At 75.3% G+C, this 23980-nt stretch carries 25 protein-coding genes; 8 read left to right on the top strand and 17 right to left on the bottom strand.

The genetic code is table 11. The features are described from left to right. Nucleotides 1-77: 77 nt before the first annotated feature. Nucleotides 78-695 carry a cupin domain-containing protein gene (locus ATJ88_RS00930; protein ID WP_098462059.1) on the bottom strand — a complete coding sequence of 206 codons (618 nt, stop codon included), beginning with the start codon at nt 693-695 and terminating at the stop codon, nt 78-80. Nucleotides 696-869: 174 nt separating this feature from the next. On the opposite strand from ATJ88_RS00930, the gene ATJ88_RS00935 reads away from it, so the two are divergent. Then, entirely contained in the window at nt 870-1679 is an 810-nt protein-coding gene (locus ATJ88_RS00935; protein WP_245852036.1) for a helix-turn-helix transcriptional regulator, read from the top strand. Nucleotides 1680-1724: 45 nt separating this feature from the next. Here ATJ88_RS00935 and arfB read toward each other — a convergent pair whose 3' ends face one another. The 3 genes from arfB to ATJ88_RS00950 all read right to left on the bottom strand — a co-directional run bounded on the left by arfB (nt 1725) and on the right by ATJ88_RS00950 (nt 3661). Continuing rightward, the gene (gene arfB, locus ATJ88_RS00940) at nt 1725-2171 is read right to left on the bottom strand and encodes an alternative ribosome rescue aminoacyl-tRNA hydrolase ArfB (RefSeq protein WP_098462061.1); all 447 of its coding nucleotides are present in this window, start codon (nt 2169-2171) and stop codon (nt 1725-1727) included. Nucleotides 2172-2241: 70 nt separating this feature from the next. Continuing rightward, on the bottom strand, nt 2242-3252 hold the full coding sequence (locus ATJ88_RS00945; protein ID WP_098462062.1) for an NADP-dependent oxidoreductase: 1011 nt from the start codon (nt 3250-3252) through the stop codon (nt 2242-2244). Nucleotides 3253-3277: 25 nt separating this feature from the next. Continuing rightward, nucleotides 3278-3661: a DUF1304 domain-containing protein gene (locus ATJ88_RS00950; RefSeq protein ID WP_098462063.1), complete on the bottom strand. Its 384-nt coding sequence runs from the start codon at nt 3659-3661 to the stop codon at nt 3278-3280. 36 nt (nt 3662-3697) lie between these two features. On the opposite strand from ATJ88_RS00950, the gene ATJ88_RS00955 reads away from it, so the two are divergent. Then, nucleotides 3698-4354 carry a TetR/AcrR family transcriptional regulator gene (locus ATJ88_RS00955; RefSeq protein ID WP_342744824.1) on the top strand — a complete coding sequence of 219 codons (657 nt, stop codon included), beginning with the start codon at nt 3698-3700 and terminating at the stop codon, nt 4352-4354. 97 nt (nt 4355-4451) lie between these two features. Here ATJ88_RS00955 and ATJ88_RS00960 read toward each other — a convergent pair whose 3' ends face one another. From ATJ88_RS00960 to ATJ88_RS00975, 4 genes are read right to left on the bottom strand one after another with little or no spacing between them, the layout of a single operon-like run. Then, nucleotides 4452-5504, bottom strand: coding sequence for a sulfate/molybdate ABC transporter ATP-binding protein (locus ATJ88_RS00960; RefSeq protein ID WP_098462066.1), 1053 nt, complete (start codon nt 5502-5504; stop codon nt 4452-4454). Further along, on the bottom strand, nt 5501-6319 hold the full coding sequence (locus ATJ88_RS00965) for an ABC transporter permease (RefSeq protein WP_098462068.1): 819 nt from the start codon (nt 6317-6319) through the stop codon (nt 5501-5503). Before ATJ88_RS00965 ends, ATJ88_RS00960 begins: the two co-directional genes overlap by 4 nt. Beyond that, nucleotides 6316-7146, bottom strand: a complete 831-nt coding sequence (gene modA, locus ATJ88_RS00970) for a molybdate ABC transporter substrate-binding protein (protein ID WP_245852037.1) — start codon at nt 7144-7146, stop codon at nt 6316-6318. Before modA ends, ATJ88_RS00965 begins: the two co-directional genes overlap by 4 nt. Further along, nucleotides 7143-7547, bottom strand: coding sequence for a TOBE domain-containing protein (locus ATJ88_RS00975; RefSeq protein ID WP_098462069.1), 405 nt, complete (start codon nt 7545-7547; stop codon nt 7143-7145). Before ATJ88_RS00975 ends, modA begins: the two co-directional genes overlap by 4 nt. A gap of 196 nt (nt 7548-7743) precedes the next feature. On the opposite strand from ATJ88_RS00975, the gene ATJ88_RS00980 reads away from it, so the two are divergent. From ATJ88_RS00980 to ATJ88_RS01000, 5 genes are all read left to right on the top strand, one after another. Next, the gene (locus ATJ88_RS00980; protein WP_098462071.1) at nt 7744-8385 is read left to right on the top strand and encodes a sugar O-acetyltransferase; all 642 of its coding nucleotides are present in this window, start codon (nt 7744-7746) and stop codon (nt 8383-8385) included. Further along, nucleotides 8382-8984: a TetR/AcrR family transcriptional regulator gene (locus ATJ88_RS00985; RefSeq protein ID WP_098462072.1), complete on the top strand. Its 603-nt coding sequence runs from the start codon at nt 8382-8384 to the stop codon at nt 8982-8984. The genes ATJ88_RS00980 and ATJ88_RS00985 overlap by 4 nt, the downstream gene beginning before the upstream one ends. Nucleotides 8985-9001: 17 nt before the next feature. Beyond that, nucleotides 9002-10273, top strand: a complete 1272-nt coding sequence (locus tag ATJ88_RS00990) for an MFS transporter (protein WP_098462074.1) — start codon at nt 9002-9004, stop codon at nt 10271-10273. Next, nucleotides 10270-11301, top strand: coding sequence for an adenosine deaminase (locus tag ATJ88_RS00995; protein WP_211287433.1), 1032 nt, complete (start codon nt 10270-10272; stop codon nt 11299-11301). Before ATJ88_RS00990 ends, ATJ88_RS00995 begins: the two co-directional genes overlap by 4 nt. Before the next feature lie 181 nt (nt 11302-11482). Further along, nucleotides 11483-11803: a DUF5808 domain-containing protein gene (locus ATJ88_RS01000; protein WP_098462075.1), complete on the top strand. Its 321-nt coding sequence runs from the start codon at nt 11483-11485 to the stop codon at nt 11801-11803. Nucleotides 11804-11857: 54 nt separating this feature from the next. Here the strand turns inward: ATJ88_RS01000 and ATJ88_RS01005 are convergent, their stop codons facing one another. From ATJ88_RS01005 to ATJ88_RS01030, 6 genes are all read right to left on the bottom strand, one after another. Further along, on the bottom strand, nt 11858-12517 hold the full coding sequence (locus ATJ88_RS01005) for a hypothetical protein (RefSeq protein ID WP_098462077.1): 660 nt from the start codon (nt 12515-12517) through the stop codon (nt 11858-11860). 89 nt (nt 12518-12606) lie between these two features. Further along, nucleotides 12607-12777, bottom strand: coding sequence for a hypothetical protein (locus ATJ88_RS18230; protein ID WP_098462085.1), 171 nt, complete (start codon nt 12775-12777; stop codon nt 12607-12609). Between the two features lie 33 nt (nt 12778-12810). After that, entirely contained in the window at nt 12811-13089 is a 279-nt protein-coding gene (locus tag ATJ88_RS01015) for a metal-sensitive transcriptional regulator (RefSeq protein ID WP_098462086.1), read from the bottom strand. 23 nt (nt 13090-13112) lie between these two features. Beyond that, nucleotides 13113-14801 (bottom strand): FAD-dependent oxidoreductase, encoded by a 1689-nt coding sequence (locus tag ATJ88_RS01020; RefSeq protein WP_098462088.1) that lies wholly within the window; start codon nt 14799-14801, stop codon nt 13113-13115. A gap of 84 nt (nt 14802-14885) precedes the next feature. Continuing rightward, a complete protein-coding gene (locus ATJ88_RS01025) occupies nt 14886-15176 on the bottom strand; it encodes a UBP-type zinc finger domain-containing protein (protein ID WP_098462090.1) in 291 nt (96 codons plus the stop codon). A gap of 136 nt (nt 15177-15312) precedes the next feature. After that, nucleotides 15313-19686, bottom strand: coding sequence for a S8 family serine peptidase (locus ATJ88_RS01030; protein WP_098462091.1), 4374 nt, complete (start codon nt 19684-19686; stop codon nt 15313-15315). A 184-nt stretch (nt 19687-19870) separates the two neighbouring features. On the opposite strand from ATJ88_RS01030, the gene ATJ88_RS01035 reads away from it, so the two are divergent. Further along, nucleotides 19871-21562, top strand: coding sequence for an NAD(P)/FAD-dependent oxidoreductase (locus tag ATJ88_RS01035; RefSeq protein WP_098462093.1), 1692 nt, complete (start codon nt 19871-19873; stop codon nt 21560-21562). Nucleotides 21563-21590: 28 nt separating this feature from the next. Here the strand turns inward: ATJ88_RS01035 and ATJ88_RS01040 are convergent, their stop codons facing one another. The 3 genes from ATJ88_RS01040 to ATJ88_RS01050 are packed head-to-tail and all read right to left on the bottom strand — an operon-like array spanning nt 21591 to nt 23881. Continuing rightward, complete coding sequence (locus tag ATJ88_RS01040; protein WP_098462094.1) at nt 21591-22049, bottom strand: nitroreductase/quinone reductase family protein; 459 nt, start codon at nt 22047-22049, stop codon at nt 21591-21593. A gap of 60 nt (nt 22050-22109) precedes the next feature. After that, on the bottom strand, nt 22110-22919 hold the full coding sequence (locus ATJ88_RS01045) for an ABC transporter permease (protein ID WP_098462096.1): 810 nt from the start codon (nt 22917-22919) through the stop codon (nt 22110-22112). Next, entirely contained in the window at nt 22916-23881 is a 966-nt protein-coding gene (locus ATJ88_RS01050) for an ATP-binding cassette domain-containing protein (protein ID WP_245852038.1), read from the bottom strand. The genes ATJ88_RS01045 and ATJ88_RS01050 overlap by 4 nt, the downstream gene beginning before the upstream one ends. Between the last annotated feature and the right edge of the window lie 99 nt (nt 23882-23980).

The raw sequence follows: 23980 nt of genomic DNA on the forward strand, positions 1-23980 counted from the left end.
TAGTAGTCCGACCGTATCGATCGGAATTAAACACTACCAAGGGGGGTCCGGATCGCGAGACACCTGTCCGCGGCGCGTCACGCCATCGCGAACCGGCCCGGGACACCCGCCACGAGACGGGCGGGCGCCGCCCACCCGGACCTCCCCGGGCGGACGTCCTTGCCCGAGCAGTAGTCCGGCGGGTCCTGCACGGGCAGGGTCACGGCGCCTCCGTCGGGCACGCCGTAGAACGTCGCGACGAGCACCGTCGGCTCGTCGCCCGGGTTCCACGCCGTGTGGATCTTGTCCCCGGGGTCGACGAACGCCTCGGACGTCGCGTACCGACGCTGCACGCAGTCCGTGGCCTGCTGGTACACCAGGTCGCCGCCGACGACCGACACCACGACGGGCCCCGGGTGGGTGTGCCACGGGAACCGCGCGCCGGGCTGCACGGTGAGGCGCGCGACCACCACGTTCCCGGCGTCACGCAGCCGGATGACGTCGCGACGCTCACCGGGCAGCCTGCGGTGGATCGTCACGCCGACCGCGTCGGGGAAGTCGGCGTGCGCCGACAGCACCTCGACCGCGACGGGCGGCGGGACGTCCTCGCCCACCGCCGGGCCCGCGACGGCGGTCCCGCCGACGAGGAGGGCGGAGGTGGCGAGCAGGGCGGCGTGCCGGCGGACGCGGTGCAGGGGGGTGGTCCGGGGTGTCATGGCGACTCCTTCGCCGGGGCCGGGTGGCTCCCGGCCGTCTTCCCCCAGCGTTCGTCGCGGCGTCCGTGCCGCCTATCCGACATCCGTCGTATCCGTGCCCGCGGACGGTGCACCCGGGAGCGTGCGCGCCCGACCGTGCCTACCGTGGTGCGCAGGCGGACCCGGGAGGACACCGTGACCCATGTCGACCCGACGAGCGACGACCTGGCCGCGCTGCGCGACATCCTCGACCTGGCCGACGCCGGTCGGCACCACGCCTCGGTCCCGGTCGTCTTCGAGGTCCTGCGTCGCCTCGAGGTCCTGCTCCGTGCCGACGGGGTTGCCTTCCACGCCCTCGACGCGCGCGACTTCAGCTACCGGCACGTCCAGGAGGTCGACGTCGGCGCGGAGTACCTGGCCGGCGGGTCGGAGCTCGGCCCGGTCGACCCGGCGGCGGGCGACGGGTCCGAGGTGCTGCTCGACCACTGGTGGGCGTCGCCGTGCAGCCTGGTCGAACGGACCGGCGCCCCGGCCGTCACCAGCCTGCGCGAGCACTACGGGCAGCGTCGCTGGGCCGAGCACCCGGTGCACCGGGAGTACCTGACGGTCGACGACGAGATCATCCTCGGCTACCCGGACGGGCCCGGCCGGACGCTGCGGCTGCTCGCGCCGCGGTACGACGGCCCGCCGTTCGGCGACCGGGAGCGGACCATCTGCCGGCTGCTCCTGCCGCACCTGCGCGACCTACTGGCCGCCGTCGTGACCGACCCGTCCGCCCCCGCCCCGCCGCAGGGGCTCACCGGTCGGCAGGCGGAGATCCTGCGGCTCGTCGCGCTCGGGATGTCGAACCGGGACGTCGCGGTGGCTCTCGGCATCTCGCCGACGACGGTGCGGACCCACCTGGAGCACGCGTTCGAACGCCTCGGGGTCACGACCCGCACCGCGGCCGTGACGGTGGCGTTCGCGGGTCAGGGACAGACGGCGCCGGTGCCCGCCGGGCGGTGAGGGCCGGACCCGAGCGGTCCGGCGAGCCGGCGGGGGGAGGCGCCGTCAGTCGTCGCGCGAGGGGCGCGACGAGCGCAGGCGCTTGGTGGTGGACCGCTGCTTCTTGGTGGTCAGGCGGCGCTCCTGCGAGCCGCGGGTGCGGCGGGTGGGGCGCCGGGCCGGGGCGGGCGGCGCCACGGCGTCGGCGACGAGCGCGGCGAGGCGGTGCGCGGCGGCGTCGCGGTTGCGCCGCTGCTCGCGGTGCTCGGCGGCGGTGACGGTGAGGACGCCGTCGACGAGGCGGTGCCCGAGACGCCCGGTGAGCCGGTCGCGCTGGACGTCGCTCAGGACGGCGGAGCGGCCCGCGTCCCACGACAGCTCGACCCGGGAGTCCGTGGTGTTGACGCCCTGCCCGCCCGGGCCGGAGGACCGGGAGAACCGTTCGGTGAGCTCGGCCCGGGGGATCGTCAGCGTGGGGCCGACGACGAGTCCGGGGCGGGCGGGGGCGGGCATGCCCCCATGGTGCCCCGGGCGGCGCCCGCCCGTCACGGAGATTGCGGGCGGGCGCCGTGGCGGGCCGCCGTCAGACGCGGACGACCATCTTGCCGATGTTGGCGCCGCGCATCATGTCGAGGAACGCCTGCGGGGCGTTCTCGATGCCGTCGACGACCGTCTCGTCCCAGCTGATCTTCCCGGCGGCGAACCACTCGGTCATGCGGGACTGGAACTCGGCGCCCAGGTGCAGGTAGCTCGGCAGGGTGAAGCCCTGGATGGTGAGGCCGCGCGTCACGACGTTCGCCAGGTTGTCGGGGCCGGGCGTGCGGGAGGTGTCGTTGTACTGCGCGATGGCGCCGCACAGGGCGAGGCGTCCGCCGTCGTTCATGCGGTCCAGGGCTGCCTCGAGGTGGTCGCCGCCGACGTTGTCGAAGAACACGTCGACGCCGTCGGGCGTGAGCGCGCGCAGCTGCTCGCGGACGGGGCCGTCCTTGTAGTTGAGCGCCGCGTCGTACCCGTACTTCTCCGTGAGGAGGGCGACCTTCTCGGGGGTGCCGGCGGACCCGACGACGCGGGACGCGCCGAGCAGGCGGGCGATCTGCCCGACGGCGGTGCCGACGGCCCCCGCGGCGCCCGAGACGAACACGGTGTCGCCCTCGCGCAGCCCGGCGATCGCGGTGAGGCCGACGTACGCGGTCAGGCCCGTCATGCCGAGGACGCCGAGCCGCAACGACAGGGGCGCGCCGGGGATCTCGGGCACGACCTGGAACCCCTTCGCGTCCTCCTGGACGACGTCCCGCCAGCCGAACTGGTGCAGCACGACGGCGCCGACGGGGACGTCGTCGGAGGCCGACTCGACGACGCGGCCGATCGCGCCGCCCGTCATCGTCTCGCCCAGCGCGTAGGGCGGGGTGTAGCTGCGGACGTCGTTCATGCGCCCGCGCATGTACGGGTCGACGGAGACGAACTCGTTGACGACGCGCACCTGGCCGGGGGCGAGGTCGCCGTAGGCGACCTGGACGGTGCGGAAGGTGTCGGCCGTCGGCCAGCCGGTGGGGCGGGCGGCGAGCTGGACCTGGGTGGAGACGACGTCGGACATGGGACCTGCTTCCGTGGTGCGGGGCTTACAGCGTGAGGCCGACGGCGAGGGCGACGACGGCGAGCAGCGGCAGGGTGCCCTGCTTGACGGCGGCGCCCCGCTTGTCGGGGGAGGAGAGCAGCAGCACTGCGGCGGCCGCCAGCATCGAGCCGGTGCCGGCGAGGACGAGGGCGTGGCCCGCGGCGTCGGAGCCGGCGGTGACGAGCACGATGCCGACGCCGGTGACGATCGCGAGGAACAGGTTGTAGAAGCCCTGGTTGAACGCCATCTCGCGGGTCGCGGCGGCCTCGGCCTCGGTGGTGCCGAAGACGGCGCGGGCCCGCGTGGTCCACACGACGGACTCGAGCCAGAAGATGTAGACGTGCAGCCCGGCGGCGAGGCCCGCCAGGACGAGTCCGGCGACGATCATCGGTGCTCCCTGTGCTGCGGCGGTCGCGTCGCAGTATTGCAACGCTCGTTCCACAAACTATACTGGAACGACCGTTGCAGCAACTGGGGGTTCGAGATGGGCAGGGCGCAGACCTTCGACACCGACCGCGTCGTACGCGCCGCGCTCGGGGTGTTCTGGCGCTCCGGCTACGAGGCCGCGTCCGTCCCCGCCCTCGAGGAGGCCACCGGCCTCAACCGGTCCAGCATCTACCACGCCTTCGGCTCCAAGCGCGGCCTCTTCGACGCCGCCGTCCAGGCCTACCTCGACGACGTCGTCCGCCCCCGGCTGCGGACGCTCACCGACGACACGGTCGACCACCCGGACCCCGACGCCGTCGTGCGGTACTTCACCGGGCTGCGCGCGGCGCTCGCGGCCACCGGCGAGATCCAGGCCGACAGCGGGTGCCTGCTCGTCAACGCCTCCGGCGCCCCCATCGCCCGCGACCCCGCCGTCCGCCGGGTCGTCGCGGACTACCGCGCCGAGCTCCGCGCCGCCCTCGGCCGCGGCGTCGACGCCCGGTACCCCGGTCGTCCGGCGGCCGAGCGCGACCGGCTCGCCGACCTCTGCACCGCCCTCGTCGTCAGCGCCTTCGCCCTCGTGCGCGTCGACCCCGACAGCGCGACAGGCGCGCTCGACGGCGCGCTGGAGCTGCTGGGCGCCGGCGGGCACTGATCGATCCTCGCCGCTCGCGCGACCGCGCCGACCTGGAGGTGGCGACGTCCGGCCGGGGCCCGGCGAGCCGTCGTGCACCGGTCGACGGCTCGGGTCGTCATGCCGGGTAGACGTCGACCTCCGCGGCCTTGACGGAGAACCAGACGTCCACGCCGGGGGCGAGGCCGAGCTCGGCGACGGCCCGCGGCGTGACGTCCGCGGCGACGAGGTCCCCGCGGACCCGCAGCAGGTCGCCGTGCGGCTCCACCGTGCGGACCGTGCCGGGCAGCAGGTTGCGCGGCGATCCGGGCACGGGGGCGAGGAACACCGCCACCGCGGCCGGGCGGAACGCGGCCACCGCCGCCGCGCCGACGGGCACCCCCGGGTCGTGGTGACCGTGCACCACCGCGCCGACGTCGGTGCGCACCCCGTCACCCGTCCACAGCCCCGTCAACAGGTTCAGGCCCGCCAGGGACGCCGCGAACGTGCTGCGCGGCCGACCGAGCACCTGAGCCGTCGGACCCTGCTCGACGACCCGGCCGTCGTCCACGACCGCCACCCGGTCGGCGAGCAGCAGCGCGTCGAGCACGTCGTGCGTGACCACGACCGCCGTCTGGTCGGCCAGGACGTGCCGCAGGGTCTGTCGCAGCGCGGGCGCGACGTCCACGTCGAGCGCCGCCATCGGCTCGTCCAGCAGCAGCAGCCGGGGCCGCGCCGCCAGCGCGCGGGCCACCGCGACCCGCTGCGCCTGCCCGCCCGACAACGCCCCCGGCCGGCGCGCCGCCAGCTCGGCGACCCCGACCCGGTCCAGCCACCCGGCGGCCCGGACCGCCGCCTCCCGGCGCCCGGCGCCCTGCGCCCGCGGGCCGAACGCCACGTTGTCCACCACGCTCAGGTGCGGGAACAGCAGCGGCTCCTGCGCGAGCAGCGCCACCTGCCGGTCGTGCGGCGCCACCCACGCGCGGGTCCGCCCCGCCTCGACGTGCGCGAGCGTCCGTCCGTCGAGCGCGACGACGCCGTCGTCCGGCCGCAGCGTCCCCGCCACCAGGCCCAGCGCCGTCGACTTCCCCGCACCGTTCGGTCCCAGCAGCGCCAGGGTCTCGCCGTCCGCGACCTCCAGCGCGACCTCCACGCCACGGGCGGCGAGCCGCGCCTCCATCGTCAGCGTCATCGGGCACCCCCGCGCCCGTGCGCCAGCCCGATGACGGCCACCGCCACCACGACGAGGACCGACGACAGCGCCACCGCCGCGTCCGGGTCGACCTCCCGCGCCAGGTAGATCTCCAGCGGCAGCGTGCGCGTCGTGCCCTGCAGGCTCCCCGCGAACGTGATCGTCGCGCCGAACTCGCCCAGCGCCCGCGCGAACGACAGCACCGCCCCCGACACCAGGCCCGGCCCTACCAGCGGAAGCGTCACCCGGCGCAGCACCGTCGTCGGGCGCGCCCCCAGGGACGCCGCGACCACGTCGTACCGGGAACCCGCCGTGCGCAGCGCACCCTCCAGGCTCACCACCAGGAACGGCAGCGCCACGAACGTCTGCGCGATCACCACGGCCACCGTCGTGAACGCCACCTGCAGGCCCAGGACCTCCAGTGTCCCGCCCAGCAACCCGCGCCGCCCGAACGTCGACAGCAGCGCGATGCCGCCGACCACCGGCGGCAGCACCAGCGGCACCAGCACCAGCGGTCGCAGCCACCGCAGCACCCGCGACCCCGAGCGGGCCAGCACCAGCGCCATCGGCACGCCCAGCACCAGGCAGACGACCGTGCTCGCGGCGGCCGTGCGCAGGCTCAGACCGAGCGCGACCCGCGCCGACTCGCTCGTCACCAGCGACCACCAGTCGCCCCAGTCGACACGCGTCGCCATCGCGACCAGCGGCAGCAGCACCAGCAGCCCGCCCAGCGCCGCCGGGACGTACGCCCAGCGGGGCAGACCCACCGCGACCTCGGACGACGCCCCGTGCGCGGCCGGCCGGGCGGACGTCATGACGACGGCGGCGCGAAGCCCACGCCCGCCAGCACCGCCCGGCCCTCGGGAGACAGGACCGCGTCGACGAACTCCGCCGCGAGGACCGGCTGCGCGGCGTCGGCCACCGCCGCGACCGGGTACGTGTTGACGGCGTTCGCTGCCTCCGGGAAGGCGACGCCCTCGACGGCGTCCCCGCCGCGCGCGACGTCCGTCACGTAGACCAGCCCCGCGTCGGCCTCGCCCGCCGCGACCTTGCCGAGCACGTCCGTGACGCTCTGCTCCTCGCTGTCCGGGGCGAGGTCGAGACCGGCGGCCTCGGCGACGCGCGCCGACGCGGCGCCGCACGGCACCTCCGGGGCGCAGAGCACCAGGGTCAGCGCCGGGTCGGCGAGGTCCGCCAGGCCCGTCACCCCCGCCGGGTTGCCCGCCGGGACGGCGATCGTCAGCGTGTTGGTCGCGAAGACCCGCGGGTCGTCGACGAGGTCGTCCGCGACGAGCCTGTCCATGGTCGCCGTGTCGGCCGAGGCGAGGACGTCGGCGGGCGCACCCTGCTGGACCTGCGCGACGAGGTCCGACGACCCCGCGAACGACAGCCGCACGTCCACCCCCGCGTGCGCGGCCTCGAAGTCCGCCGCGACCTGCTCGAACGCCTCCGTCAGCGACGCCGCCGCGAACACGGTCAGCGTCGTGGTGGCCGCGCCGTCGTCGCCCGCCGCGTCGCCCGACGAGCAGGCGGCCGTCGTGGCGGCCGCGCCGACCCCGAGCGCCACGGCGACGGCGACACGGCGCGGTGCACGGGTGCCGGACGTCGTCCGGGCCCGCCGGCCGGCGAGAGCGACGGTCACGCGGCGCCCCCCGGGGTCTCGACGACGACGTTCGTCGACTTGATGACGGCGACCGCGACGGAGCCGCGCTCCAGCCCGAGGTCGCGGACGGCCTCCGCGCTCATGAGCGACACCACGCGGAACGGGCCGCACTGGAGCTCGACCTGCGCCATCACCGTGTCGACGGTGAGGTCGGTGACGAGCCCGACGAACCGGTTGCGCGCCGAGCTCCGCATGCCCGGCGGCAGGCCGGGCGGCGTCGCGTGCTCGCGCGCCACCATCGCGACCTCGTACCCGTCCACGACCTTGCGGCCCGCGTCGTCGGTCGTCGCGGTCAGCAGCCCGCGGTCGATCCAGCGGCGGACCGTGTCGTCGCTGACGCCCAGGTAGACGGCAGCCTCGCTCACTCTCATCGTCGGCACGATCAGGACCCTAGTCCCTCGTCTGCGGTACGAACAGCCTGTCGAGCGCTCAGATGCGGTTTGCGTCCGAACAGCAGGGCCGTCCGATGAGGCCTGCAATGACTCGCGCGGAGGTGCGCTGACTCGCGGGGAGGTGCGCTGACTCGCGTCGGGTGTGGTGTGTACGGTCGTACGCATCATGGGTACGATCGTCCGCATGACGACGACCGACTACTTCGCCGGGGACCCCCGCACCAACCGGGAGCGCATGCTCGCGGGCGACCTCTACGTCGCCGACGACCCGGAGAGCCACCGGATCGCGCAGCACGCGTACACGCGCCTGGAGGACTACCGCCTCGCCACGGTCGCGGGCGACCCCGCCGCCGTGGAGATCCTCGCGGAGGTGCTCGGCACCCTGGGGGAGGGCGCGTTCGTCAAGCCGCCGCTCGCCGTCGACTACGGCGAGAACATCCACGTCGGGCCGGGCACGTTCGTCAACTACAACCTCGTCGCGCTCGACGTCGCGACCATCACCATCGGTGCCGACTGCCAGATCGGCCCCAACGTCCAGCTCCTCACGCCGACCCACCCGGTCGACCCGCAGCCGCGGCGCGACAAGCTCGAGGCGGCGCTGCCCATCACGCTCGGCGACAACGTGTGGCTCGGCGGCGGCGTCATCGTCTGCCCGGGCGTCACCATCGGCGACAACACCGTGGTCGGCGCGGGTGCCGTCGTCACGAAGGACCTCCCGGCGAACGTCGTCGCGGTCGGCAACCCGGCCCGCGTGATCCGCGAGCACATCGACCGGCCCGCCGCAGCCGGCGCCGGACCCGACGCCCCGCCGGACGCCGACGCGTGACGACGTCGCCGTCGCCGGGGCCCGCGGGGCCGGGCCGGGACCCCGCCACCGGCGGGCACCGGGCCCGCCGCCACGACCCCCACCGCCGCGACCGCATCGTCGACGCCTGCCTCGACGTCGTCGCCGAGCACGGCGTGGCCGGGACGTCGCACCGCCGGGTCGCGGCCGCCGCCGACGTGCCGCTCGGCTCGATGACGTACCACTTCGACGGGATGGACGACCTCCTGCGGGCGGCGTTCGGCCGGTTCGCGGAGCAGCAGGCCGCCGGGTTCGAGCGACGCCTGAGCGCCGCGGCCGACGTCGAGCAGGCCGCCGACGCCGTCGTCGCGCTCATCACCACCGACGTGTTCGCCACCCAGCGCGACCTCGTCCTGAGCCACGAGCTGTACACGCTCGCCGCCCGCGAACCCGCGTTCCGCACCCTGACGAACGCGTGGATGCACCGCAGCCGCGCCGCGCTCGCCCGGCACTTCGACCCCCTGACCTGCCGCCTGCTCGACGCGTTCGTCGAGGGCGTCACCATCCACCGTGCGCTCGACACCGAGCGGCCCGACGACGCCGTCGTGCGGACCGGCGTCCGCCGGCTGCTCGCCCGCTGACCCCGGAGGACCCCCGCATGACCGTCAGCGACGCCCCGGCCCCGACCGGCCCCACCGCCGCGGACCGCCGCGCCCGCGCGGCCGTGTCCGCGCTGTTCCTCACCAACGGCGCGCTGTTCGCGAACCTCCTGCCGCGCTACCCCGAGATCAAGGCCGCCCTCGACCTGTCGAACACCGTGTACGGCCTCATGGTGGTCGCGTTCCCCGCGGGCGCGATGCTGTCCGGCCTGGCGGCGGCCGCGATCATCCGGCGGTTCGGGTCGGCGGCGGTCGCCGTCGGCGGCACCGTCCTCACGGCGCTGGCGATGGTCGGCGTCGGGTTCTCCCCGTCCCTCGCCCTGGTCGCGGTGGCGCTGTTCGCCGGCGGCGCCGCGGACGCCGTGACCGACGTCGGGCAGAACGCCCACGGCCTGCGCGTCCAGCGGCGCTACGGGCGGTCGATCTTCAACTCGTTCCACGCGCTGTGGTCCGCCGGGGCGGTGCTCGGCGGCGGCATGGCGGCCGCCGCCATCGCGCTCGACCTGCCGCTCGGCGTGCACCTGACGATCTCCGGGACGATCTTCTGCCTCGTCGCGCTCACCGCCTACCGCTTCCGCCTGCCGGGCCACGACGCCGACGTCCGTGCCGCCGACGACGCCGCGGCGACCGCCCGCACCGGCGACGCCGGGCACGACCCGGCGGGCGACCACGGGACCGCCGGACCCGCGCCCCGCGGGGCCCGGGTCGGGCTGCTCCTGGCGGCGTTCGTCGTCGTCGCGACCGCCGGCGCGATCATCGAGGACGGCGCGAACGCGTGGGCCACGCTCTACCTGTCCGGGTCGCTCGGCGCCGTGGGCGCCGTCGCCGCCACCGGGTTCGTCGCGTTCATGGCCATGGAGTTCCTCGGCCGCGCCACCGGCGACCGGTTCGTCGACCGGTTCGGGCAGGCGGCCGTCGCCCGCGCGGGCGGCCTGCTCGTCGCCGTCGCCATGGGACTCGCGCTCGCCCTCCCGTCCGTCCCGACGACGATCGCCGGGTTCGCGCTCGCCGGGTTCGGCGTCGCCACCGTCATCCCCGCCGCGATGCACGCCGCCGACGAGCTCCCCGGCCTGCGGGCCGGCACCGGCCTCGCCGTCGTGTCCTGGCTGCTGCGCCTCGGGTTCCTGCTCATGCCGCCCGTCATCGGGATCCTCGCCGACGCCACCTCCCTGCGCGCCGCGCTGCTCGTCGTCCCCGTGGCGGGACTCACGGTCGTCGTGGCCGGGGCGATGCTGCCCGGGCGTCGTCGGGCTGGCACCATCGACGCGTGACCACCGCGCCCCCCGCCGCCACCGGCCCCGCCGCCCGCCCCGGCGCGAGCACCCTGCCGTTCGCCGAGCTGCACCTGCACGTCGAGGGGACGCTGGAGCCCGAGCTCGTCGTGGCGCTCGCCGAGCGCAACGGGGTGACGCTCCCGTACCCGGACGTCGAGGCGCTGCGCCGCGCGTACGACTTCACGGACCTGCAGTCGTTCCTCGACCTCTACTACGCGAACATGGCGGTCCTGCGCACGGCGGAGGACTTCGCGGACATGACCCGTGCCTACCTGCGGCGCGCGGCCGTCGCGGGGGTGCGGCACGCGGAGATCATGTTCGACCCGCAGGCCCACCTGGTGCGCGGCGTCCCGCTGGAGGTCGTCGTCGACGGCATCGCGTCCGTCCTCGCCACCAGCGAGGAGGACCTCGGCGTCTCGACCCTGCTCCTCGCGGCGTTCCTGCGCGACCGGGACGAGGACGAGGCGCTCGACGTGCTCGACCGGCTGCTCGCCCTCGGCGCGCCGATCGTCGGCATCGGCCTCGACCCCGCGGAGGTCGGCAACCCGCCCGCGAAGTTCGTCCGGCTCTTCGCGCGGGCCCGGGAGGCCGGGCTGCGGCGCATCGCGCACGCGGGCGAGGAGGGTCCGGCCTCCTACGTCACCGACGCCCTCGACCTGCTCGGCGCCGAGCGCATCGACCACGGCATCCGCAGCCTCGACGACGACGTCCTCGTCGACCGGCTCGTCGCCGAGCAGGTGCCGCTGACCGTGTGCCCGCTGTCCAACGTGGCCCTGCGGGCCGTCGCCACGATCGACGAGCACCCGCTGCTCGACATGCTGGAGCGCGGGCTCAACGTGTCCGTCCACTCCGACGACCCCGCCTACTTCGGCGGCCACCTCGACGACAACCTCGCGGCCCTGTCCGCAGGTCTCGGGCTCACGGACGCGCAGCGGGCCACGCTCGCCGCGAACTCCGTGCGGTCGTCGTTCCTGCCCGCCGAGCGCCGCGACGCCCTGCTCGCGGAGATCGACGCGGCGTCGTGACTCCGCACGGATCGGCCGCTGATGCGTGAGAGGTCAGGACGTCGGTCCGGGTCGGTGTCGGGACTCCTCAGGACTCGGCCCGGCGACACCTGAGGAACTGCGTCGGCGCCATGGCCCTCCGCGGCCCGAGAGGGCACGATGGGAGAAGAGGGGACCGACCGCACCCGACCCAGGAGCAGCGATGACGTCGACCGGCAAGAACAAGAGCGGGTTCAGCAAGGCCGTGAAGGTGGTGTCGCTGGCGCTCGTCGCCGCGGCCGTCACCAAGGAGTTGCGCAAGGAGCCCGACGAGCGGACGTGGCACGGCACCGTCGCCGGGTTCGTGCCCTACGAGCTCCGGTTCCCGACGATCGAGCGGATCAAGGAGCGCTGGTGGGCCCCGGAGAACCCGCAGATCTTCGGCCCGCGGGTCTGGGGCGTCGGCTGGGCCGTGAACGTCGGCCGCGTGGTCGCGCTCGGCCAGCGGTGGATCGACGACCGGCAGGGCTCCGCGTCCGACTGACGCGGCGGCCCGGCGGTGCTGGGCCGGCGGTGCGGGGCCGGCGGCGGGCCCGGCTCAGCCGTCGCAGGTTGACCGGTCGACGCCGACGCCCTCGTCGACGGAGACCCGCTCGACCGCGCCGGGCGCGGCGTCCAGCGTGCGCTCGACGCGGTCCGCGACCGCGCAGGCGTCCGCGCCGCGCGCCACGGTGAGCCGCGTCTGATCGAACCGCCGGTCGTGGTACACGTCCAGGACCTCCGGCATCGCGCGCAGCGCGAGGAGCCGGTCGGCCGCCGTCGTCGCCGGGGTGCCCCACTCGACATCGAACGACACGGAGGCGGGCAGGTCGAAGGCAGCGCCGGAGGGATCCCCCGCGGCGAGGTCCGGGTCCGAGACGATGCGGAGGGCGGAGATGTCGACGCCGCGAGCCGGCTCGAAGGACAGTGCCCGCTCCACGGCCGACCGCAGCGTCTCCTCGGACGCATCCGTGCTCAGCCGGACCTCGACCAGGCCACTGCCCAGGAAGGGCAGGTCGTTGCTCATGAAACCGTCCGCCGACAGGACCCCGTCGGTGCCCTCCATGTGGTCCACGAAGGCGTTCCTCGCGGCGGTGCCCGCGTCCACGGCGCAGCCGGTCAGCAGGAGCGACACCGCCACGGCGGCGAGGCCGAGGCGTCGCGCGGCGGAGCGTCGGCGGGGCGGGGGCGTGGCGGCGAGGCCGGTCCGGGGAGGCACCGGGCCATCGTCCCGGTCGGCCGCCGTCCGGACAAGCGCCGACGCCGGAGCCCGGCACGTCTGGTCAGGGGTGCCGGGCTCCGGGTGTCTCAGCGGCCGCCGAACAGGCGCGACAGGAACCCGCCGCCGCCGGCGCGCGGCTCGTCGTGACCGCCGCACCACTGCGCGGCGGGGACCGAGCGGCGCACGTCGTCGACGTGCATGCCGCAACCGGCCCAGGTGGTCTTGCCGCAGGTCCGGCAGAGGGTGGGCTGACACATGGGGCTACTTCTCCTTCAGGGGGGTCGGGTTGCTCAGGCGAGGCTGAGGAAGAGCTTCTCGAGCTCGGCGGTGGTCAGGCCGTCCTGCTCGGCGGCGGCCTGCTCGGGGTCGGTGACGCAGTCCTTCATCGCGGTCGCGATGATGGCGAAGCCCGCCCGGTCCAGCGCGCTGGACACGGCGGAGAGCTGCGTGACGACGTCGCGGCAGCTCCCGCCGGACTCGACGGACGCGATGACGGCGTCGAGCTGCCCGCGGGCACGCTTGAGACGGTTGAGCACGCGCCGCTGCGCGTCGGGGTCGTTGACGACCACGGTGGTCTCCTCTCGGACGGGTGTCAGCCGGCGGTCGCCGGCTCGGGGGTGACGATCAGGTCCGCTCCGCGGGCGTCGAGCGCCGCGCGCAGCGTGAGCATGCCGCCCGACAGGGAGGCGGAGTCGAGGCCGGCCTGCTCCAGGACGCGGTGCGCGATGTGGGAGCGCACCCCGGACCCGCACAGGACCCGCACCGGCCGGCCGGCCGCCGCGGTCACGACCTCGTCGAGGCGCTCGCGCAGCTCGGTGTGGGGCACGAGCAGCGACCCGGGCAGGTGCCCGGCGTCGAACTCGCCCTGGCTGCGGACGTCCAGCACGAGCGCGGTCTCCAGGGCGTCGTCGACGTCCTCCGGGTACCAGAGCCGCAGGGTGCCGTCGAGCACGTTGGAGGCGACCATCCCGGCGAGGTTCACCGGGTCCTTCGGGGCGCCGAACGGCGGGGCGTAGGCGAGGTCGAGATCGACGAGGTCGTCGGCGGTGAAGCCGGCGCGGATCGCGGTGGCGAGCACGTCGATGCGCTTGTCGACGCCGGCGCGGCCGACGGCCTGCGCACCGAGCACGCGCCCGTCCTGCGCCGCGACGTGCACGACGAGGTGGATCTGCTCCGCGCCCGGGAACCAGCCGACGTGGTGCGCCGGGTGCAGGTGCACGGTGCGGTGGTCGACGCCGGCGCGGGTCAGCGCGTCCCGGTTGGCACCCGTGGTGGCGGCGGTGAGCCCACCGACCCGGACGACCGCGGTCGCGAGGGCCGTCGGCAGGGGGCGCGCCGTCCCGGGGCGCAGGATCTGGTCCGCGACGAGACGGCCGGCGCGCGACGCCGGGCCGGCGAGCGCGACGGGACGACGGTCGCCGGTGACGGCGTCGGTCGCGACGGTGGCGTCACCGATCGCCCAGACGCCGTCGGCGCTGGTGCGGCCGCGCTCGTCGACGACGATGGCGCCGCGCTCGACGAGGATGCCGGCCTCGGCGAACACGTCCGTGTCGGGACGGACCCCGACGGCGAGGACGACGACGTCGGCCTCGACCCGGCCGCCGTCGCCGAGGGCGACGACGTCGTGGTCCGCGCCGTGCGTGACGGCGGTCGCGGCGACGCCGGTGCGCACGGTGACGCCGAGGCGGCGGAGCTCGTCGGCCACCAGGGCGCCGAGCTCGGGCTCCAGGGGGGGCAGGGGGTGGGGGGCGAGCTCGACGAGCGTGACGTCGAGGCCCTGCGAGGCGAGCGCCTCGGCGGCCTCCAGGCCGATGAACCCGGCGCCGAGCACCACGGCGCGGCGGGCGCCGGCGTCGACGGCGGACCGCAGGGCGGTGGCGTCGGCGATGGTGCGCAGGGTGCGCACGCGCGGCGAGTCGAGGCCCGGGACGGGCGGGCGGACGGCCCGCGCGCCGGGGGAGAGCAGCAGGGCGTCGTAGTCGACCTGCTCCTCGCCGGCGGGGGTGCGGACGGTGAGGGTGCGGGCGTCGGTGTCGAGGCCGACGACGTCGTGCCGGGGCCGGACGTCGAGGGCGAGCGACGCCTGGAGCGACGCGGGGGTCTGGACGAGCAGACCGTCCTCGGGCACCTCCCCGCCGACGTGGTAGGGCAGGCCGCAGCCCGCGAACGAGACGTGCTCGCCGCGGTCGAGGACCACGATCTCGGCGTCCTCCGACAGGCGGCGGGCGCGCGCGGCGGCGCTCATGCCGCCGCCGACCCCACCGATGATCACGATCTTCATGCCTCGAACTGTATACCCCTAGGGGTATATCTGGAAACGTGTCGTCGCTCACCGCGTCCCCCGCGGCGGACGCACCCGGAGGAATCAGGACACCTCGGGCGGCATCTCCCGACCCGGCACCAGCAGCTCGTCCACGTAGCACCAGCCCCAGTGCTCGCCCGGCTCCAGCGACCGCACCAGCGCGTGCCCCGACGTCCGGAAGTGGCGCGTCGCGTGCGTGTTCGGCGACGAGTCGCAGCAGCCGACGTGCCCGCACTCCAGGCAGGCCCGCAGGTGCACCCAGGAGTCCCCCGCCGCCACGCACTGCGGGCAGACGTCGCGCGCCTCCGGCGCGACCGGGACCACCTCGGTCAGGTGGGGACAGTCGACGGTCATGGGCTCCGCCCTCCGCTCGGCAACGGCTCCGAGCAGTCTAGGCACGCAACCCCGGCCCACCACCGGGACGCACGGGACGACGGACGCCGCCGGCCCCCCCCGCGGGGGACCGACGGCGTCCGACGACCGGCACCGGTCAGGAAGCCGCGGTCACCTCCGCGGGGAGCCGCAGCACGGCCACGCCCGACGACTGCACCGTGTACCCGTACACGAGCACCCGGTCACCGTGCGCCGCGAACGCCTGCAGGGCCAGGATCGTGTGCGACCCCGCCATCGCCTGCAGGTCGAACAGCCGACCCGTCGCGTCCCACACGACCGGCGTCTCGTAGTCCGGCTCCGACTCGGCCGCGCCGATCACGAGACCCTCGTCCGTGATCGCCGTGGCGGTGCCGTTGTAGCCCAGGTCCGGCAGGCGCCGCATGCCGTCGTCGGCCGTCCACAGGAACGCGTCGTCGCCCGACGTGCCGACGACGTCGCCGCCCGCGTTGATCGACGTCGCGACCGCGTCGAGCATCCCCGGCAGCAGGCCGAGGTCCTCGACCTCGCCCGCCGGCGACCAGCGGACCGCGTGCAGCACGCCGTCCAGCGCGGACGTGCCCACGGCCCAGCCCGCGTCGTTGACCGCCGTCACCCGCGTCCCGCCCGGGTCGGCGGACAGGTGCGGCAGGGCACGGAAGCCCGCCTCGCGCGTCCACACCCACGGGTCGGAGTACGTGTGCCACACGCCGTCCACCCGCTCGCGCAGGTACGACAGCCCGACGACCTGCTCGGGGTGCTCGTCGGTGGCGTCGTTGACGCCGTAGACGTACGTGGACTCGTACGGACGCCAGTCCGGCGCGCCGAGCGCCACCCGGGTGCCGTCCGGCTCCCACAGGGACGAGCCGATCTCGCCCTGGCGGGTGAGGACCTGCCCGACGGCGGTCCCCGCCTCGTTGACGTCCACGGCCGACCCGAGGAACCCGTCGGCGCCCATGTCGAGCACCGTCGCGCCGCCCTCGGCCGTCCACAGCACCGGCTGCGTGCGGGAGTCGACCTGCTTGTCACCCGCGACGACGCCCGACGAGTTCATCGCCGCGCCCACGAACGGGCGGTCCGTGGCGAGGATCTCCGCCGTCGGGGAGGAGACCGTCTCCACGACGACCTCCGCCGCGCCCACCTGCGTGCCCTGGGCGTTGGTCAGCGGGACCGTCCCCACCAGGGGGAGGGACCCGAACGGGTGCGCCAGCGCCGTGACGTCCACGTCCACGTCGAGCGTGTCCCCGGGCTGCAGCGCGGTGGCCGTGCCCGAGGTGACCTCCACGGTGCCGAGCGACGGCGAGTACACCTTCTCGGTGTAGTCGAAGGTCGCGACGCCGCCGGGTCCCGCCATGCCGGACACGATGACGGCGTAGCTGCCCGGCATCGGGTCGTGCACCACGACGTGCTCGGCGGTGTCGCCCACCGCCTGGCCGCGCGCGACCACCCGACCGGTCCCGACGTGCCCGAGCAGCACGTCCACGTCGGAGCCCTCGTGGGGGGTGACCGTGAAGTCGACGAGCGTCGCGTCGCGCGGTGCCAGCAGGTTGCGCTGCGTGTAGCCGCCCGCCGGGACCGTCGACCACAGGTCGACCGTCCGGCCCAGCGCACCCTCCGTGGGCGTCGCGGTCAGCGCGCCCCACGTGTTCGTCGCCGTCACCGACGCCGGCTGCGGCTCGTGCACGTCCGCCGACGACAGCGTGACCGCCGCCGGGTCCATGTCCACGCCCTGGAGCGCGACGGTCACGCCGAACCCGCTCGTCATCGTCGAGGCCCTGCGCGAACCCTCCACGACGAACTCCCACACGCCCGCCCGCGGCAGGACGTACGACCGCCCCGCCGGGTCGCAGCCCGGCGCCGCCTCGTAGCATGCGGCGCCGGAGTCCACCGGCATGCCCGCCGGGTCGAACGCCCGGACGCGCACCGCGCCCGACGTCGGCTCGCCCGCGTCGTCCGTCAGCGCCATCTGGAGGTTCTGCACACCGTCGGGCACCGCCACGAACACGGACGTCGCGCCGCCGCGGCCCACCGTGCCGGTCAGCTCGACCGTGCGCGACGGGACCGGGGCGACCTGCGTCGCCACCACCGTCAGCGGGACGACGTGGTCGACCCCCGGGGTGCGCGGGTCGTCGACGCGCAGCAGCGCGCTGTGCAGCCCCGCGGTGCGCGGCGTCGCCGTCACCGGGACCGTCACCGGCGCCCCGAGCGGCAGCTTCACTGTCGACGCGACGGAGAACGTGCCGTCGTCGCCCACCAGCTCCAGGCGGTGCGACACGGTCCGCTCGTCACCCGAGGTGCGGGTGACCTGGAGGTCGTAGGTCTTGCGCTCGCCCGGCGTGGCACCGCCCTGCGAGGGCAGGCAGCGGTCGTGGACGCCCGGGCCGCTGCCCGGCGTCGTCAGCACCGACGACAGCGACGTGCACACCGGCGCCGTCACCGTGTAGCCGGCGGTTCCGGGGCGACCGGCGCCCGGCTTCGCGAGCTGCTTCCACGCGGCCTGGACGTCGACGACGCCCCCGCCCTGCGCGGCCACCTGCACGCCGTCGATCAGGTCCGCCGTGTCCACCACGGCCGAGCGCACGCCCGCCGTGGTCACCGCGGTGCCCGTCGCCCCGGCCGCGGAGCGCAGCAGCGCGACCGCGCCCGCGACCTGCGGCGACGCCATCGACGTGCCGTTGAACATGCCGTACCCGGCGGGCAGGTCGTACCCGGTCTCCGCGACCGGCTCGCCGGCCAGCCACGTCGGGATCGCCGACACGGCCGCACCCGGGGCCGACACCGTCGGCTTGAGGGAACCGTCCTCCGACGGGCCGCGCGACGAGAACGGGAAGAGGTCCAGCGCCGCACCCACGCGGGCGCCGTAGTTCGCGAACCACGTGTCGTCGCTCACCGACGCCGCCACCGAGATCACGGCGTCACCGGTCGACGGCGCCGACACCGTGTTCACGCCCGGGCCGTCGTTGCCGGCCGCCGCGACGATGTCCACGTCGTACTGCCGCACGAGCTGGTCGTACAGCCGCGCGATCGCGTCCGACCCGTCGTTCAGGGGGTCCAGCCCGCCGATCGACACGTTGACCACGTCGACGTCGTGCTCGACGACGAGGTCGATCATGCCCTCGGTGAGCGCGACGGCCGTGCAGCCGCCCTGGTAGATGCAGGCACGGGCCGACACGATCTGCGCACCGGGAGCCGCGCCGCGGACCTCGCCGCCGAGCAGCCCGTTGCCCGCCGCGATGCCCGCGACGTGCGTGCCGTGCGCACCCGTGACCAGACCCATGTTGAGGTAGTCGGCCGTGCGGCCCACCCACACGCCGCCCAGGGGCGACAGGTCGACCCCGGGGCGGTACTCCACCGTGAACGGCTGGCTCTCCACCAGGTCGGTGTCCGGGTCGTCCACGCCCAGGTGGCCGACCTGCCCGGCGACGCCGTACTCGAACAGCGCCTCCTCCTCGACGAGGTCGCCGTCCTGGTCGCCGTCCACGCGGACCTCGCCGGTCTGCGGGTCGACGATGACCATCCAGGTGTCGTTCAGCTGGCCGTCGCGGTCGAGGTCGCCGGCCGCCTCCGACGCCGTCGAGATGTTCTCCCCGAAGCGCACGGAGTACCAGGAGCCCGCCGGGATCGTGTACGTCGTCCCGCCGTTCGTGAACGTCGGGCCGGTGCGCTTCGTCGACAGGCGGATCCAGGTGCCGTCGTTGTCGATCACCGGGTCCGTCGCCGTGAACGAGCCGACGATCTTCGGCTTCCCGTCGGTCGTGGTCCGCAGTGCCGGGTGGTCCAGGTCCACGCCCGTGTCCAGGACGCCGATCGTGGTGCCGCGGCCGTCCCACGTCGGGTGCGCGTCGGTGAACGCCACCGCACCGGTCTCCGCGACCGGCAGGTACGGGTTCGTCGCGCCCGTCGACGCCGACGGCGCCTCGGGCAGGTCCGCCCCGGTCGCGGCGGCCGCGTCGTCCGCGGTCGCGTCCAGCGGGGTGGGGTCGGGGACGTCGACCTGCCGGTCGAGGTCGACGGCGAGCACCGCGTCCGCCGCCGCGATCTCGATCACGTCGTCGGTGGGGACGGTCGCCCGCACGTAGCCGAGGTCGTCCTCGGTGCGGCCGACGGCGCCGCCGTGGCGCTCCACCGTCCGCTCGACCGCGGCGGCCGTGCCCGGCTCCACCGCGAGGAGCACGGTGACGGTGTCCTCGTCCGCGGCCTCGGCCTCGCCCAGGAGCCGCTGGTCGGCGTCGCCGAGCTTCTCCTCGACCGTCGCGGCCTCGTCGTCGTCGGTCTGCGCGACGAACCCGGCGTCGTCGCCGGTCCCGTCGCCCGGCAGAAACAGGTCGTCGTCGGTGCGGACCGCGTCCACGACGTCCGACGCCAGGACGAGCGCGTCGTCGTCGGGCGGGGCGGCCGTCGCCGCCGGGGCGACGGCCGCGACGCCGAGCGCCGCCGTCGCGAGAAGGGCGGCGGCACGCCCGATGGGGCGCCGCCGGAGTGCTGTCGATGGCATGGGTGTCTCCCTGGGGCCGGTCGAGAAGTGTCTGAACGGTCCCCGGGAAGGGTTTGCCCGGTCAACGGTTCGTGCTGGCGGATCTGCGCCATGGCGGCAATGCGCCACGGCCCGGCCGGCACCCGCCGTCGGCCTCGGCCGCCGTCCGCGCGACGAACCCCCGCCCCGCTCCTACGCTGACCGCATGGGTGACCGCCCCGTGATCCTGCTCGCCGCGGACCGGCACGCCGGCACCGTCGAGGCCGAGTTCCGCGCCCGCTACGACCGCGACTACCGCATCGAGGTCGTCGGCGACGCCGCTGCCGCGCTCGACCGCTTGCGCGCGCACGTCGCCGCGGGCGTCCAGGTCGCGATGGTCGCCGCCGAGCAGCACCTGCCCGACGGCACCGCCGCCGAGCTCCTCCACCAGGTACCGGCCGTGCTCTCCACCGCGCGCCGCGTCGCCCTGGTGCCCGGCGAGGAGTACGCCGCCGCGCTCGACGAGATGCGGGCCGCGCTCGCCCGCCGTGACATGGACACGTTCGTCGGCATCCCGCGCGGCGCCCGCGACGAGGAGTTCCACGTCGCCCTCATCGAGCTGCTGTCCGAGTGGGGCTGGTCCGTCGCGCGCCCCACGGTCACCGCCACGGACGTCGTCGCGGCGCCCGGCGACCGCACCGCCGCCGCCATCCACGACCTCCTCGACCGGCTCGGCGTCCCGAACCGCACCCTCGACCCGCACGGCGACGAGGGTCGCGCCCTGCTGGAGGCCGCCGGCCCCGACGCGGAGCTGCCCGTCGTGCGGGCCTTCAACGGCAGGGTCCTCGCCGGCGCCACGCCGTCGGGCGTCGCCGAGGCCATGTACGGCGGCTACGACTCCATCCCGCCCGGCGAGATCGCCGACGTGGTCGTCGTCGGGGCCGGGCCGGCCGGGCTCGCCGCCGCCGTGTACGCCGCCTCCGAGGGCCTCGCCACCGTCGTGCTGGAGCGCGACGCCATCGGCGGTCAGGCCGGGTCCAGCTCCATGATCCGCAACTACCTCGGTTTCCCCCGCGGGATCTCCGGGATGCGCCTCGCGCAGCGGTCCCGCGTGCAGGCCGGCCGGTTCGGCGCCCGCTTCTACACGGGCCGCCCCGCCGTCCGCATCGAGCCCGGGCCTGCCGACGAGCCCGAGCACCACCACGTCCACGTGGACGGCGTGCAGCTCTGCGCCCGCACCGTCGTCCTCGCCACGGGCGTCGCCTACCGGCGGCTCGGCGTCCCCGGCATCGACGACCTCGTCGGCGCCGGCGTCCACTACGGCGCCGCCACGTCCGCGGCCCGCGAGATGACCGACCTCGACGTGTACGTCGTCGGCGGCGGCAACTCCGCCGGGCAGGCGGCGGTGCACCTCGCGAAGTTCGCGGGGTCCGTCACCATGCTGGTGCGGCGCGCGAGCCTCGCCGAGACCATGTCCGACTACCTCGTGCGCGAGATCGCCGCCACGCCCACCATCACCGTGGCCACCCGCACGGCCGTGGTCGACGGCGGCGGCGACGGCCGCCTGCAGTACCTGTGGACCCAGGACCTCGACACCGGGCAGCGCGCCAAGACCCACGCCGACGGCCTCTTCTGCCTCCTCGGCGCCGAACCCGACTGCGGGTGGCTCCCCGACGGCCTCGCCCTCGACGACCACGGGTTCGTCCTCACCGGCCGCGACGTCCCCCAGGACCGCTGGACCGACGGGGTGCCGCCCGCCAGCCTGGAGACGACCCTGCGCGGGGTGTTCGCCGTCGGCGACGTCCGCGCCGGGTCCATGAAGCGCGTCGCGTCCGCCTCCGGCGAGGGGGCGTCCGTCATGCCCCTCGTCCACGCGCACCTCGCGCTGCTGCGCGAGCAGGAGTACGGCTCCGCCTGAGTCGCGGTCCGGGCGCCCGCGGCCGAGGTCAGGCCCGCGGGGTCAGCTCCACCACGGGGATCTCGCGGTCCGTCTTGCGCTGGTAGCCCGCGAACTGCTCCGACTCGGTCGTGATCCGTGACCACGCCGTGGCGCGCTCGTCGCCGTGCAGCTCGCGCGCCGCGACCGGCACCCGGTCGCCGGCGACCTCGACCACGGCGTCGTCCGGGTGCGCGGCGAGGTTCCGGTACCAGTCCGGGTTGGTCGCGGCGCCGCCGGCCGACGCGACCACCAGCCAGCCGCCGCCGTCCGCGGGGAACCACGCGACCGGCGTCGTGCGCTCCTGCCCGGACCGGCGGCCCACCGTCGTCAGGGCGAGCAGCCGCATGCCCATGACCGGCTTGCCCGACCGTCGGGCACGGCGGGTGGCGACCTTGTTGACCCAGCGCAGGAGGGGACCACCGGGCATCCCGGCGCCGTGCGTGCCGCGGGGGTTGCTGAACGTCATGCTCCCTCGTTCCTCGTCGACGACGTGACCTCACGACCGTACGACATGGCGCGCAAGGCGTCAGGAGCGGGCGGTCCGGCCCTGCAGCGCGCGGAACGCGAGGACGAAGCTGACGGCGCCCACCACGGCGATCGCGGCGAGACCCTGCCAGAGGGCGGTGCCGTCCCAACCGTCCATGATGAGCGAGCGCAGCGCGGCGAGCAGGTAGGTCACGGGGTTGAACTGCGCGATCGTGGCGAGCCACCCGGTCAGCGCGTCCAGCGGCAGGAACGTCGTGGTGAGGAACGCGAACGGGAAGAACAGCAGGAAGCTGGAGTTCACGGCCGCGGGGTTCCCGGTCCGCAGCGCGATGGCGTAGGGGAACCCGGTGAACGCCAGCCCCCACAGGCCCGCGAGGAGGAGGAACACCAGGACGCCCGCGACACCCGTCGTGAACTGGACGCCGAGCGCGAAGCCGAGGACGAGCACCGGCACCGACAGGGCGACCACGAGGGCCAGGTCCGCGACCATCAGACCGAGCAGCAGCGCGGTGCGGTGCATGGGCGTGACCAGGAGCCGGTCGAAGTAGCCGCCGGTGATGTCCGTGACGAGCGCGCTCGCGCGGGACACGCCCGTGACCGCGAAGACGATCGCCACCGGGATCTGGAACGCCTTGAAGTCGGCGACCCCCGTGGCGGACGCGACGTCACCCAGCGCACCCACGTTCACCACGAAGAAGAACAGGGGGATCACCAGGGCGGGGACGATCGCCTCCGGCTCGCGCGGGATCTGCCGCAGCGCGCGGATCGCGACCGACGTGAGGTCGCGGCGGAACCCGGCCGGACGGGCCGTGACGTCGCCGCCGCGCCGTCGTGTGCGGTGCTCGGTCATGCGACCTCCCCTTCCTCGCCCTGGATGCGCTGGCCCGTCACGCGGAAGAACACGTCGTCGAGCGTGGGGCGGCGCAACGCCAGCTCGCGGACCGCGACACCGTCCCGGTCGAGGGCCAGGGCGATCGGGCTGACCGCCCGCGCGCCGTCGTCCACCGAGACCATCAGGGACGACCCGTCGATCTCGACGCCGCCCACCCCGGCGTCGGTGAGCCCGGCGAGCGTGGAGCGTGCCCGCTCCACCTCGTCACCGACGTCCACCACGAGGACGTCGGTGCCGATCGACCGCTTGAGCTCGTCGGGCGTGCCCTCGGCGACGATCGCCCCCCGGTTGATGATGCCGACGCGGTCGGCGAGGGCGTCCGCCTCCTCCAGGTACTGCGTGGTGAGGAACACCGTCATGCCGAGCTCGTCGTTGAGCCGCCGCACCTCCGTCCAGACGGCTGCCCGGCTCAGGGGGTCCAGCCCGGTCGTGGGCTCGTCGAGGAAGAGGACACGCGGGTTGTGCACCAGGGCGAGGGCCAGGTCCAGCCGCCGCTTCATGCCGCCCGAGTAGGTCGCCACACGGTCGTCCAGCGCGTCGCCGATGTCGATGAGCTCGCGCAGCTCCGCCACCCGGCGGCGCGTCTCCCGGGCGGTCAGACCGTAGAACCGTCCCTGGAGCCGGAGCATCTCCACGCCGGTCTGCTTGTCGTCGAGCGCTGCCTCCTGGAGCGCCACCCCGATGCGGAGCCGGACCGCCGTGGGGTCGTGCACGACGTCGTGCCCCGCGACGGTGGCCCCGCCGCGCGTCGGGGCGAGCAGCGTGCACAGCATCCGGGTCAGCGTCGACTTCCCGGCCCCGTTCGGCCCGAGGAACCCGTACACCTCGCCGTCCTGCACGGCGAGGTCGACGCCGTCCACGGCCGTCTTCGCGCCGAACCGGCGCTCGATGGCGTGCGTCACGATCGCGGTGCCCGTCATGCGTCGCTCCTTCCCTCGCTGCCCAGTCTGCGGAGACGTCGCCCGTCTCGCGCCGCGAACGGGCAGGAGGGGGGCCCCGGCACCCGGGCCGGGGCCCCG

The organism is Isoptericola jiangsuensis (assembly GCF_002563715.1).
GTDB lineage: Bacteria > Actinomycetota > Actinomycetes > Actinomycetales > Cellulomonadaceae > Isoptericola > Isoptericola jiangsuensis.